The sequence below is a fragment of the Ruegeria sp. HKCCD6157 genome (assembly GCF_013110685.1).
In the GTDB taxonomy this organism is placed as follows: Bacteria; Pseudomonadota; Alphaproteobacteria; order Rhodobacterales; family Rhodobacteraceae; genus Ruegeria.
On record NZ_WVRB01000008.1, the window covers coordinates 1 to 12,600 of the forward strand.

Genomic DNA, 12,600 nt, shown 5'->3' on the forward strand with positions numbered 1-12,600 from the left:
CAATCGTGCCGATGTTGACGTGCGGTTTTGTACGCTCAAACTTTTCCTTTGCCATTCCTCAGGCGCCCTTTTGCGATTTGGGGGACCCTTGGTCCCGTGGTTACATCTGCGCGCGCGAGATATTTGGTTCAAAGGGGAAAATCAAGCACATCCTGAGGGAAATGCGCCGATCACGTTGGATTTTGCGTGACCTCGACGGATTCCAGAGGCTGGATCAGGTCCGGCCTTTTGTCGAACCAGCCGTTTTCCTTGTGCTCTTCAGCCAGCCATTCCTCGACCCGGTCGGCTATTTTGAGGGCCAGACCGCTCATCTGTTCCTCTTTTGTGCGCTCATGCCCCGATCCTTTGAGGGCACTTCCGCCGGTGGTGTCTTCCAGCACCTGGAATTGCTTACCCTTGGCCAGAAACTCTTTTTTCTTCACGTCATAGACGTTGACCAACACAATCGCAGTGCTTTTGGGGTTGTAGATCACAGGGATCCCCGGCGGGGCCAGCATGTAACCTTCGAGGCTGATGCCAAGGTCATATTCCTGTGTACCTTCGTAACGCCCCAGACGAATATCAACCGCGTTCTGGATCGCCTTCGTCCATTCGTTAGGTGTGGCGTCCCGCGATACAGGTCCCTGAACGGCCTTGTCCGCAAAGGCATAATTCACACGAAGCTTGAATTCTCCTAGGGATTCAGGCGGCTCATACACCTGTGTCTGTGTGCAAGCGGCCATAAGGGCCAGTCCGGTGATCAGCGTCAGAATGCGCAACATGTCTCGTCTCGATAGGCCTGTTTTTTGTTGATCTAGCGCACCGATACAGGTTGTGCAAAGCCGTATCGGCGGAAATTCACCCGCGCAGCAACGCGATCACGAAAACTTATAGTCGCGCGGGAAGCCATAGGGCGGTTTTTTCCCGACACTGGCCCGTTTTGCCAGCCATTGCGTCATATCCGCCTCATGTCGGGTCTTGTCGCCGCCCATGGACCATTTCAGGCCCTCTTCCCAGTTGAAGGTCGTTACATCCGACAATCCGCCATCCAGCTCGAGCGTTCCCTGCCGGCCGCGTGCCATATTGTACTTTTGCAAACGCACGCCTTTTCCGCGCGTCATCTCGGGCAGTTCCTGGGTTGGGAAAACCAGGAACTTGCCGTTTTGCGACACCACGGCGACGTGGTCTCCGTCAACCGGCTTGCAGATCATCGCGGTCTCGTCACCCTTGACGTTCAGCACCTGTTTGCCGTTGCGCGTCTGCGCAAGCACGTCATCTTCCGGCACCACAAAGCCGTTGCCCGCGTCTGACGCCACCAGCAGCTTGCGCCCCGGCTTGTGGATCAGAATGTCGATGATCTGCGCCTCGTTGGGCAGATCCATCATCAGGCGCAAAGGCTCGCCCATGCCGCGCCCGCCGGGCAGGTTGGCTGCGCTGACGGTATAGAATCGGCCATTCGAGGCAAAGACCAGCAACCGGTCGGTCGTTTCCGCGTGAAAGATGAAACGCGGGCCGTCGCCGTCCTTGAACTTCAACTCGCGCTTCAGGTCGATATGGCCGGTCATGGCGCGAATCCAGCCCATCTGCGAGCAGACAACCGTGATCGGTTCCTTGTCGATCATCGCCTCAAGCGGCACTTCTTCGACCTGCCCCGCTTCGGCAAACCGGGTGCGGCGTGCACCACCTTCGTAGTCTTTGCCAAAGGTCTTCTTCGTCTCTTTCAACTGCTCGGCAATCTTGGCCCATTGCAGGGCAGGATCAGCCAGCAGATCTTCGAGATTGGCGCGCTCTTCCATCAGCGCGTCACGTTCGCGAACCAGCTCCATCTCTTCCAGACGACGCAAGGAGCGCAGGCGCATATTGAGGATGGCGTCGACCTGAACTTCTGACAGCTCGCCCTCGCCCGGCTTGGGTGTGACGTAGTCAGATTCATCGGTGGCGCGAACGTGGTCGATGCCCCAGTCCTCGCGCATCAGCGCGGCCTTGGGGTCGTCGTCATAACGGATGATGTCGATTACACGGTCGAGGTTCAGGAAGGCGACGATAAAGCCTTCGAGCACTTCCAACCGGTGGTCGATCTTGGCCATGCGGTGACGCGAGCGGCGCAGCAGCACCTCTTGCCGGTGATCGAGGAAGGCGCGCAACACTTCCTTCATCGAACAGACCTTGGGTGTCACCCCATCGATCAATACGTTCATGTTCAGGCTGAACCGCACCTCGAGGTCCGAGTTGCGGTATAACATGCCCATCAGCACCTCGGGGTCCACGTTTTTCGAACGCGGTTCAAGGATCAGACGGATATCGTCGGCGGATTCGTCGCGCACATCTGCGAGGATCGGGATTTTCTTGGTCTGGATCAGTTCCGCGATCTTTTCGATCAGCTTGGATTTCTGAACCTGATAGGGAATCTCGGTGACCACGATCTGCCACTGGCCGCGCCCCAGATCCTCGACCTCGAACTTGCAGCGCAGCCGGAACGAGCCGCGCCCGGTGCGATAAGCCTGCGCGATGTTCTCGGGCGGTTCGACGATCACGCCACCGGTCGGAAAATCCGGGCCGGGGACATATTTCAGCAACGTGTCGTCCCGCGCGTCCGGTGTTTTGATCAGGTGCAGGCAGGCGTCACAAAGCTCCGAGATGTTGTGCGGCGGGATGTTCGTGGCCATGCCGACGGCGATACCGCTGGCGCCGTTGGCCAAAAGATTCGGAAACTGCGCAGGCAGCACCACCGGTTCAGTCAGCGTGCCATCATAGTTGTCGCGGAAATCCACGGCGTCTTCGTTCAGACCTTCCAGCAGCGCCTCGGCCACGATGGTCATCCGCGCCTCGGTATATCGCGAGGCCGCCGGATTGTCGCCGTCGATATTCCCGAAATTCCCCTGCCCGTCGACCAGCGGGTAACGCACGTTGAAGTCCTGCGCCAGGCGCGCCATTGCGTCGTAAATCGCGGCGTCGCCATGCGGGTGGTAATTGCCCATCACGTCGCCGGAAATCTTGGCGGACTTGCGAAAACCTCCGGTTGCGCTGAGTCGCAGCTCTCTCATCGCATAGAGGATTCGCCGGTGCACCGGCTTCAATCCGTCCCGCGCGTCCGGCAGGGCGCGGTGCATGATGGTGGACAGCGCATAGGTCAGGTAACGCTCGCCTATCGCGCGGCGCAGCGGTTCTGCAACCTCACCCCCGTGGTCGGGGGCCTCCATGTTGGGGTCGTCGATCGTATCGTTCATATATGATGTGATACGACGCAAGAACGCCTTGGTAAAGCAAGCAACGCGTATTTTACTGGGGACAAGTCGGGCTTTTTGCAACAGGGGGAGGCAAGTCGGTGTTTTCCCCGAATTTTCGACTCTGCCCTTCTATTATGCTACCATTCCAACAATTGAATGATTGCTGCCTATTTTGTTGTTACGATTGAATTGGGGGATGCGCCATGACGCGCCTTGTACTTGTTACTTTCGCCGCACTCGGCTGGACTTTTTACGTGATGAGCGGAGGTCCTGACTTTGAGCCGCGCGGAGTCCGCACTGCGGAGCCCGAGCGTGTTGCCATTGCCCCGAGACCTTCAAGGCCGGCTATCGAATCCGCGCCCGCCGAAACTCTGGTCGCGCGTGCTGCGGTAAAGCCTCCGGCGCCAGTCGCACCGGTCACTGAACCCGTGGCCGAGCTGGACGAAGCAGAAACCAAGGCGCTGTTGTCGCAAGTCGCAGCTGGCCTGAAGGCAAACCCCTCACTGTTCGCTGACGAAAACGTCACTCTGACCCTTGCGTCGCTGGAACAGGGTCTGGCCTCCCTCGAACAGGTCACCACCGACGCCGAGCTGCCAACGGTTGAACTGCCCGCCCCTGTCGAGGCCGCCAAGGATATCCGTGAAATTTCGGGAACCCGCGTGAACCTGCGTGATGGGCCGGGGACGATCTATCCGATCATCGGCAAAGCCAGGATCGGCCAGCAGGTTGAGGTATTCGGGGATTCAGGTACCGGCTGGTTGCGCCTGCGCGTGTTGCCGGGGCAACAGGTTGGGTGGATTTCGGCATCACTCGTCCGGAAAACAACGAACTGACATCGAAGTGTCATTGCCCTGCCGCAAACCCCGCCATAGCTATGGGCGGGGATCAGGCTCGGAAGGCATATGCAGAAATCGATTCTTATCACGGGATGCTCGTCAGGCATCGGTCTGGACGCGGCACACGGTATGCGTGCACGAGGCTGGCGCGTTTTTGCATCCTGCCGCCAGCAACGCGACTGTGATCGCCTACGCGCACAAGGCTTTGAAAGCCCCAGAATCGATTACACCGACACCGAAAGCATCACGTCGGGTTTGTCTTATGTTCTTGAGGCTACAGGCGGCTCGCTGGATGCTCTTTTCAACAATGGCGCACATGGCTTGCCCGGCGCGGTCGAGGATGTTCCGACGGATGGCCTGCGCCATATATTTGAGACCAATGTCTTTGGCTGGCACGAGCTGACCCGACAGGTCATTCCCGTCATGCGGGAACAGGGTCATGGCCGGATTGTGCAGTGTTCCTCGGTTCTGGGGCTTGTCGCCTTCCCGTGGCGCGGCGCGTATGTCGCCACAAAATACGCGATCGAAGGGCTGACCGACACGCTGCGGCTGGAACTTCGGGATACCGACATTCACATCGTCTTGATCGAGCCCGGCCCCATCACCTCAAAACTCCGGGAAAAGGCGATCCCATTGTTCGAGAAATACATCGACTGGGAAAACTCGGCCATTCGGGAGAAGTATGAAGGCTCACTGCTGAAGCGCCTTTATGAAAGCAGTGGGCCAGACCGATTTGAACTGCCCGCCTCTGCCGTCACGGACAAGCTGGCCCATGCGGTCGAGGCCCGACGCCCCAAACCACGTTACTATGTGACCACTCCGACATATATCGCCGGGATACTGCGCCGCATTCTGCCTACAAACGCCTCTGATCGAATCCTTTCGGATATCTGAGACGATATTTCCCGTTCGCTTTTCGACGCCCTGACGCTAGATGAGTGGTAATCGAAAAAAACCGGACGGTGACTTCAAATGGACCTTGTGATGGTCATTCTGCTTCTGGCTATGGCGGCAGTTGTCGTAGTGCTGGCCTTAGGCATCGCGAACTTTGGCAAAGGCGGCATGGAAGCGGCCAAGAAAAGCAACAAGATGATGCGCCTGCGCATTCTATTTCAGTTCATCGCCGTGTTGCTGATCGTGCTTTTCGTGTATCTGCGCGGACAGGGAGTTCAATAAATGGTCGTACTCAACAAAATCTACACACGCACTGGCGATGACGGGAAAACCGCCCTGGGCAACGGAGAGCGCGTGGCAAAATATTCGGGCCGCGTCGCAGCCTATGGCACCGTGGACGAACTGAACGCTTTTGTCGGCGTGGCACGGACCGAGGCTGAAGGTGATGTCGAAACCGCGCTGTCGCGCATTCAAAATGACCTGTTCGATCTGGGTGCCGACTTCTGTCGCCCCGACATGGAAAAAGACGCCGAGGCCGATTATCCCCCCCTGCGTATCGTGCCTGCCCAGATCGACCGGCTGGAAGCCGAGATCGACGCAATGAACGTGACGCTGGAACCTCTGCGCAGCTTCATCCTGCCCGGTGGCTCGCGTCTGGCAGCACATCTGCACGTTTGCCGGACCGTTTCACGTCGGGCGGAACGGCTTGCGGTCGAGCTGACGAATATGGAGCCCGTCAACGACGTGGCGGTCAAATACCTCAACCGTCTCAGCGACTGGTTCTTTGTTGCAGCACGCTGCGCAAACGCAAACGGCAAAGACGACGTGTTGTGGGTTCCGGGCGCGAACCGCTGATAGCGAAATACAGAGTCGCGGGTAATATTCTTTCGCCACTTGGCAAAAAAATTGCAAAACGCGACGTCCCGACGCCATGACGTGACGATTTTGCTCTGTTGTGCCACTGCGGCAGGCGCTATCTAGTCGGTCGAGAGCATTGGTGGAGTCGCCTGCGCGGCTTACCGTTTTTTTGAGGAGAAAGCGCTACAATGAAGGTACTGGTGCCTGTCAAACGCGTGATTGACTACAATGTGAAGGTCCGCGTGAAAGCGGACGGTAGCGGTGTTGATCTCGCCAATGTCAAAATGTCGATGAACCCGTTCGACGAAATTGCAGTAGAGGAAGCGATCCGCCTGAAAGAAGCTGGCAAGGCCGACGAAGTCGTTGCTGTTTCGATCGGCGTGAAGCAGGCGCAGGAAACCTTGCGCACCGCGCTGGCCATGGGTGCGGACCGCGCAATCCTGGTTGTGGCGGCTGACGATGTACACACCGATATCGAGCCTCTGGCCGTTGCCAAGATCCTGGCCAAAGTGGTCGAGGAAGAGCAGCCCGGCATTGTTCTGGCAGGCAAGCAGGCGATCGACAACGACATGAACGCCACCGGCCAGATGCTGTCGGCGCTGTTGGGCTGGTCCCAGGGCACCTTTGCCTCGGAACTGGACATCGAAGGCGACACCGCCAAGGTCACCCGCGAGGTCGATGGCGGGTTGCAGACCATCAGCGTCAAGATGCCCGCCATCATCACCGTGGACCTGCGCCTGAACGAGCCGCGCTATGCCTCGTTGCCCAACATCATGAAGGCGAAGAAAAAGCCGCTGGATGAGAAAACCGCCGCCGATTATGGCGTCGACGTCACCCCGCGTCTGGAAATCGTCAAGACCGAAGAGCCGCCGGCACGCGCGGCAGGCATCATCGTGGGCTCGGTTGACGAGCTGGTCGAGAAACTCAAAGAAGCGGGGGCTGTGTAATGGCTGTACTTCTGCTTGCCGAAGTGAACAACGGCGAACTTGCGATGGATGCGACCGCAAAGGCCGTGACCGCCGCGAAAGTGCTGGGTGACGTAACCGTTCTGGCCGCAGGCGGGTCTGCCGCTGCTGCCGGTGAGGCCGCGGCCAAGATCGACGGCGTGTCCAAGGTTCTGGTTGCCGAGGATCCGTCGCTGGGCCACCGCCTGGCGGAATCGACCGCAGCCCTGATCGTGGGCCTGGCCGATGGCTACGAGCACATCGTGGCGCCTGCCACCACCGACGCCAAGAACGTGATGCCCCGCGTTGCAGCCCTGCTGGACGTGATGGTGATCTCGGATGCCTCCGGCGTGGTTGACGGCTCGACCTTCGAGCGTCCGATCTACGCGGGCAACGCGATCCAGACCGTCAAGTCGAACGACGCCAAGAAGGTCGTCACCATCCGGACCGCCAGCTTTGACGCGGCCGGCGAAGGCGGCTCGGCCGCGGTCGAGACCGTGTCGGTCGGCGAAAACCCCGGCCTGTCGGAATGGGTCGAAGACAAGGTGGCCGAAAGCGACCGTCCAGAGCTGACCTCGGCTGGCGTCGTTGTTTCGGGCGGCCGTGGTGTCGGCTCAGAAGAGGACTTCAAACTGATCGAAACGCTGGCCGACAAGCTGGGTGCGGCGGTTGGTGCGTCGCGTGCGGCCGTTGACTCGGGCTATGCGCCGAACGACTGGCAGGTGGGTCAGACCGGCAAGGTTGTTGCCCCGGATCTGTATGTCGCCGTCGGTATTTCGGGCGCGATCCAGCACCTGGCCGGCATGAAGGACTCGAAGGTCATCGTGGCGATCAACAAAGACGAAGAGGCGCCGATCTTTCAGGTCGCCGATTTCGGCCTGGTCGCAGACCTTTTCCAGGCCGTGCCGGAACTGACCGACAAGCTCGGCTGAACCGGATATCCGGATTGATCTGCAAAGGCCCGCCAACAGGCGGGCCTTTTTCAGTTCAGGTTCCGCAAGGCGATCAGCAGGTGTTCAGCAATTTCTCGGTGCGCGGACGGGCCGATCATATGTTCCGCAATTGGCTGCTGAAGCGTCCCGAACATAACATCTTCGAGAGAATCTGATCGAGCGGATACAGGCACCGAAACCTCGACGACATCAGCGCATAGCGGGCGCAGTTGTTCGATCAAGTCGGCATCGGGCACGATATGGTCGACATGCGATCCGGTTTGCCGCTGCACATGCAGCCAAAGCAGAACCACGCCGGGTTCGATCCGTTCTATCAAGTCCCCGGTGGCGCGTATCAAGACCTCTCGCAGTTCCTGTGCTACGAGTTCGAAACGTGCGTCTTTTGCTGCGCTCAGCTGCTCCAACAAATGGCGCACAAAATGGATTTCCGTGAAGTCAACATCCGGGTACAGCCTCAGCAAGTCCGCGGTGGGTTCTAGGAACCGATCGTTGCGACGCGGGTGCACGCGGTAAAACCGGTTCGATTGGCGCAGAGGATCGGGCACCTGCAACACGCATAGGTCTGACTGATTGGCCAGATTCAGCACCCCGGGATCAGTGGACAACGCTTCGATTCCGCAAAACAGGCTTCCGAAGTTGACGCATGGCTTTCCCAATCGCTTCTCAAGCACGGCAGGAAACGGGTAATCGACGAATCTGCCGAAAGTTTCCTCTCCTCCCAGACAGGCCACATAGGGCTGATCCAACGTACCGGGTGGACCCCGGAACCAAAGTTTCGAATTGGCATACTGGCAGGCGGACTCCCTACCGCTGTTTGTCTGATGAAAGCTCATATCAAGCCCCCGTTTTCTCACCCGGTGCCATCTTGTGGTCATAGATATTGAGATTTTCCTAATGCGCGCATTTGAAGCGAAATTGACCGCCTTGATCCTCTTGCCGCCTGCCCCGGTCTGCCGATACTGTCGCGGTATCCTACAGGGTAAAGGCAGCTGAACATGGAAGTTAAATCGGTCGGGGTGATTGGCGCGGGGCAAATGGGCAACGGCATTGCCCATGTTATGGCGTTGGCGGGATACGACGTCTTGCTGAACGATGTCAGCCAGGATGCTCTGGAAAACGCCATTGCCACGATCGAAGGTAACCTGGCGCGGCAGGCGTCGCGTGGCAAAATCACCGACGAGGCGATGAAGGCTGCGCTGAAACGGATTACGACCACTCTTGATCTGCCGAAACTGGGTCAAACCGATCTGGTTATCGAGGCAGCAACCGAGCGGGAAACGATTAAGCAGGCGATTTTCGAGGACCTCCAACCGCACCTGCTGCCGCATACGATTCTGACGTCAAATACATCCTCGATTTCCATCACCCGCCTGGCAAGCCGCACGGATCGGCCCGAACGGTTCATGGGTTTTCATTTCATGAACCCTGTCCCTGTTATGCAATTGGTGGAATTGATCCGCGGCATCGCCACGGATGAAGAAACTTTCAACGCCTGCAAAGCGGTGGTGGATCGGTTGGGCAAAACGGCGGCCAGCGCCGAGGACTTCCCGGCCTTTATCGTGAACCGGATCCTGATGCCCATGATCAACGAGGCGGTCTACACACTCTATGAAGGTGTGGGGAACGTTCAATCCATCGACCAGTCAATGATACTTGGGGCGAATCATCCCATGGGCCCGTTGGAATTGGCGGATTTCATCGGGTTGGATACCTGTCTGGCGATCATGAACGTGCTGCATGACGGGTTGGCCGATACCAAATATCGTCCCTGCCCTCTCCTGACGAAATATGTCGAGGCCGGGTGGCTGGGGCGCAAGACCGAGCGCGGTTTTTATGATTACCGAGGCGAAGTTCCGGTGCCGACACGCTGAAGGGGGCCAGCCCCCTCGCCCGGACTTTGTCCGGGCTCACCCCCGGGATATTTTTGGCCAGATGAAGACGCGGATCAGGTCTGTTCCGACTTGCCCAAAGACATGGTGTGGTTTCTAAGCCAGGCCATGAAACCGCGCGGGTCGCGCTCCAGCAGCTCCATATCGTGGTCCGAAATCGGTTCGCCGATCACCGGCGACTGGGGTTTGTTGCAGGATCGGACGATCTCATGCAGCAACAGTCCCTGCCGTAGAATTGCAGAGACACGGTTGGCGATCTGATACCAGCGTGAATTGCAGCCCGGAAAGAAGATCGGGATCACACGCGCGCCGGAACGGCGGATCATCTTGGCAGTGAACACGTTCCATTCCCGCTCGATCGCAGGCCCGAACCAATCATCCGAGGACATCACAACACCGGATGGGAACAGTGCCACAACGCCGCCGTTTTTGAGATGCTCCATAGCTTTGCCGCGCATTTCCAGCATCTTGGCCTGCGCCTCGGGGTCATGGGGAAACGGAACCGGAATCATGAATGACGTGGCCGCTTCGTCCAGACCCGTCAGAACCGAACGGGTCAGGATGCGGTAATCGCTGCGTACCCGGCCGATCAGTTCTGCCAGAATCATGCCATCAACCATTCCGTGCGGGTGGTTGGCGACGACAACAACCGGGCCGGTCTTGGGAATGCGGTCAATCTGCTCCTGCGGTGTGGTCAGGTCGATTCCCATAGTCTTGAGGGCACCACCCCAGAACCGCTGGCCGCGGTAGTATTCGTTCTTTTTTTCGAACTTGTTGACCATGCGCAAAATGGTCAGCTTGCCTGTGCACCATTCGATGGCCCGAATGGCGGTCGCTGTCCAGACATCGTCGAATGAATTCGCATAGGTCAGCGTTCTACGGTCGTAGATCTCACCCTGATCTGCGGTCCCATCCACCACCGGGCTTGTCTTGGTCTCGTGCGTCGTTTCCGCCAATTCCTGGTCTTCCCGTTCTTCCTGTCCCGGCGGGGTGGCTTAGAACCCCTCTCCGAACTTGTCGTTCACAAGCGTTTCCAGAGCTTCTGCCAATGCCTCAGCATCCGGCCCGGACGTCTCGACGTCAATAGTTGTTCCGCGCGATGCTGCCAACATCAAAAGGCCCATGATGCTGTCGCCTGATGCAGAAAGTCCGTCTTTTGACACCTCAGCATGTGCATCGAACCCCTCTACAACCTCGACCAGCTTTGCCGAGGCGCGTGCATGCAGGCCCTTTTCGTTGATAATTTTCAGGCTTCGGCTCGTCATATTCAATAATCCGTTTTCAATCCAATGTCACATTCTGCGCATTGATGTACTTCCGTCCAGCCTCCATTGCCTGACGGACGGCATCACCAATGGGCAAGTGGCGACTTTTGGCCAATTTGATCAGCATCGGCAGGTTTGCCCCATACAGAATACGCCGGTCCTGAGGCGCGCAGGCACGCAGGCTGAGATTCGAGGGGCTTCCGCCAAAGAGGTCGGTGACAACAACGACACCATCGCCGGTGTCCACTTCGTCAGCGGCACGGCAGATTTCGGCCTGTTTTTCGTCCCGGTCATGGTCAGCCTCGATCGCGACCGCCACGAGGCTGGCCTGTGGTCCGACCACGTGTTGTGTGGCGGCCAGGTATTCCTGAGCCAACCCACCATGTGCAACGATCACAATTCCGATCAATCCGACCTCACATTCAACGACCGACGTTCCATCTCGCGATGCCTAATTGCCACCTGCTGCCCATCTTCCGCAAGGGCCTTTGCAACGGCCTCTGCCAGGGCAACTGATCTGTGCTGGCCCCCTGTGCACCCAAACGCTACGGAAAGATGCGCTTTGCCCTCGGCCCGAAAGGCCGGCAGCAACAGGGTCAGCAAGTCCAGCACACGTTCAAAAAACGGTAAGTAGTTAGCGTCTGACTGCACATAGTGCGCAACGTCAGGGTTTCGACCATCCGCTGCGCGAAATTCCGGGCGCCAGTACGGATTCGCCAGAAACCTGCAATCGAACACCATGTCCAATCCGCGCGGCAGACCGCGTTTGTAAGAAAAGGATTCGATGGAAACCGCCAGATGCCGCCCGCCTTGCGGGGCGAACCAGTGCTCGACCTCTTCCCGCAGCTGATGCACGTTCAGAAGGCTGGTGTCGATCAGCGTATCCGCAATCTCTCGTATCGGCGCCAGCAGCTCTTTTTCGCGCTGAACGCCGGTTTCCGGGCTGGCATTCTTGGCGACGGGATGCCGCCTTCGGGTTTCTGAAAACCTGCGCACCAGAACATCATCACTGCAATCCAGATACAGAACCGTCAGATCGACCTGCGCTAAGCGGCCCAGCTTTTCAGCCAATTCTATGAAACCGATCGTCGAGAAATCCCGGTTGCGGGCATCTATACCCAATGCCATCGGACGGTCGCTGTCAGCACTGTCGAGCAAGCGCGACAAAAGACCCATCGGCAGATTGTCGATGGCTTCAAAGCCCAGATCTTCCAGCACATGAATGGCCGTGGATCTTCCTGCCCCGGAGGGCCCCGTGACAAGTACGATCCGCCTTTGCGATGTCATGTTTTCGGCCATTCCGGGTTTACGCGCCCATTTCCTAGAAGCTGCATCATCGCTACAGCCAAGTTGGGCACGCCCGCGCCCCGAAGCAAGGGAACAGTTTGCCTCAGCACGGAAACCGTCAAAGGGTCGGGCAGACGCTCGGGCTCTGGCTGATCCAGATCCACAACGTAACCCAGCGGAACCGGACCACTGGGTTCGGCTTTGACCAGGCCAATTTGGCGCGCCTCGATCAAGCCGCGTATCTGCGACACGGCCGAGGCGATCACCCGATTCTGCCGCATCTCTAGATTGACGCGGTCATCGGCGACCAATTTCGCGCCGAACGCCATCATTTGCAACGCCAGCCCGGACTTCCCTGTGCCGGACGCACCGATGATCAAAAGCCCGCGTCCGGCAACCGAAACGCAGGAGGCATGAACACAGGCGCTGTCCTGATCTTTCGCGAGTGACAACGAATCAATATGCATG

General features: G+C 58.4%; 16 protein-coding genes. 8 read left to right on the forward strand and 8 right to left on the reverse strand.

Annotation, left to right across the window (positions count from 1 at the left end; translation table 11 throughout):
- On the forward strand, window positions 1-190 hold a 190-nt coding region (locus GS612_RS20450), incomplete at its 5' end, for a hypothetical protein (protein ID WP_216597966.1).
- Here the strand turns inward: GS612_RS20450 and GS612_RS18050 are convergent.
- Both GS612_RS18050 and parC read right to left on the reverse strand, forming a co-directional pair.
- Window positions 171-761, reverse strand: a complete 591-nt coding sequence (locus GS612_RS18050; protein WP_171642218.1) for a hypothetical protein — start codon at window positions 759-761, stop codon at window positions 171-173. The genes GS612_RS20450 and GS612_RS18050 overlap by 20 nt on opposite strands.
- Window positions 762-857: 96 nt before the next feature.
- Entirely contained in the window at window positions 858-3,206 is a 2,349-nt protein-coding gene (gene parC / locus GS612_RS18055) for a DNA topoisomerase IV subunit A (RefSeq protein ID WP_171642220.1), read from the reverse strand.
- Window positions 3,207-3,409: 203 nt separating this feature from the next.
- Here parC and GS612_RS18060 point away from each other — a divergent pair, with 203 nt between their 5' ends.
- From GS612_RS18060 to GS612_RS18085, 6 genes are all read left to right on the forward strand, one after another.
- Complete coding sequence (locus tag GS612_RS18060; protein ID WP_253285116.1) at window positions 3,410-4,039, forward strand: SH3 domain-containing protein; 630 nt, start codon at window positions 3,410-3,412, stop codon at window positions 4,037-4,039.
- A 69-nt stretch (window positions 4,040-4,108) separates the two neighbouring features.
- Complete coding sequence (locus GS612_RS18065; RefSeq protein ID WP_171642222.1) at window positions 4,109-4,936, forward strand: SDR family NAD(P)-dependent oxidoreductase; 828 nt, start codon at window positions 4,109-4,111, stop codon at window positions 4,934-4,936.
- Window positions 4,937-5,014: 78 nt separating this feature from the next.
- A complete protein-coding gene (locus GS612_RS18070; protein WP_152457110.1) occupies window positions 5,015-5,218 on the forward strand; it encodes a twin transmembrane helix small protein in 204 nt (67 codons plus the stop codon).
- Window positions 5,219-5,791: a cob(I)yrinic acid a,c-diamide adenosyltransferase gene (locus GS612_RS18075; protein ID WP_171120232.1), complete on the forward strand. Its 573-nt coding sequence runs from the start codon at window positions 5,219-5,221 to the stop codon at window positions 5,789-5,791. It abuts the gene before it with no gap.
- Window positions 5,792-5,982: 191 nt separating this feature from the next.
- A complete protein-coding gene (locus GS612_RS18080) occupies window positions 5,983-6,741 on the forward strand; it encodes an electron transfer flavoprotein subunit beta/FixA family protein (RefSeq protein WP_152457108.1) in 759 nt (252 codons plus the stop codon).
- On the forward strand, window positions 6,741-7,670 hold the full coding sequence (locus GS612_RS18085; protein ID WP_171329992.1) for an electron transfer flavoprotein subunit alpha/FixB family protein: 930 nt from the start codon (window positions 6,741-6,743) through the stop codon (window positions 7,668-7,670). The genes GS612_RS18080 and GS612_RS18085 overlap by 1 nt, the downstream gene beginning before the upstream one ends.
- A 50-nt stretch (window positions 7,671-7,720) precedes the next feature.
- On the opposite strand, the gene GS612_RS18090 is transcribed toward GS612_RS18085, so the two are convergent.
- A complete protein-coding gene (locus GS612_RS18090) occupies window positions 7,721-8,524 on the reverse strand; it encodes a DUF6473 family protein (RefSeq protein ID WP_253286218.1) in 804 nt (267 codons plus the stop codon).
- 162 nt (window positions 8,525-8,686) lie between these two features.
- Here GS612_RS18090 and GS612_RS18095 point away from each other — a divergent pair, with 162 nt between their 5' ends.
- Window positions 8,687-9,562, forward strand: a complete 876-nt coding sequence (locus GS612_RS18095; protein ID WP_171642224.1) for a 3-hydroxybutyryl-CoA dehydrogenase — start codon at window positions 8,687-8,689, stop codon at window positions 9,560-9,562.
- A 74-nt stretch (window positions 9,563-9,636) separates the two neighbouring features.
- On the opposite strand, the gene GS612_RS18100 is transcribed toward GS612_RS18095, so the two are convergent.
- Genes GS612_RS18100 through GS612_RS18120 form a run of 5 tightly spaced genes read right to left on the reverse strand, consistent with a single transcriptional unit; the run spans window position 9,637 to window position 12,599 of the window.
- A complete protein-coding gene (locus GS612_RS18100) occupies window positions 9,637-10,536 on the reverse strand; it encodes a lysophospholipid acyltransferase family protein (RefSeq protein ID WP_171642226.1) in 900 nt (299 codons plus the stop codon).
- 39 nt (window positions 10,537-10,575) lie between these two features.
- The gene (locus GS612_RS18105; RefSeq protein WP_152457104.1) at window positions 10,576-10,845 is read right to left on the reverse strand and encodes an HPr family phosphocarrier protein; all 270 of its coding nucleotides are present in this window, start codon (window positions 10,843-10,845) and stop codon (window positions 10,576-10,578) included.
- Between the two features lie 16 nt (window positions 10,846-10,861).
- Window positions 10,862-11,254, reverse strand: coding sequence for a PTS sugar transporter subunit IIA (locus GS612_RS18110; protein WP_152457103.1), 393 nt, complete (start codon window positions 11,252-11,254; stop codon window positions 10,862-10,864).
- On the reverse strand, window positions 11,251-12,132 hold the full coding sequence (gene rapZ / locus GS612_RS18115) for an RNase adapter RapZ (protein ID WP_171120239.1): 882 nt from the start codon (window positions 12,130-12,132) through the stop codon (window positions 11,251-11,253). Before rapZ ends, GS612_RS18110 begins: the two co-directional genes overlap by 4 nt.
- Window positions 12,129-12,599, reverse strand: a complete 471-nt coding sequence (locus GS612_RS18120; protein ID WP_171642228.1) for an HPr kinase/phosphorylase — start codon at window positions 12,597-12,599, stop codon at window positions 12,129-12,131. The genes rapZ and GS612_RS18120 overlap by 4 nt, the downstream gene beginning before the upstream one ends.
- Between the last annotated feature and the right edge of the window lies 1 nt (window position 12,600).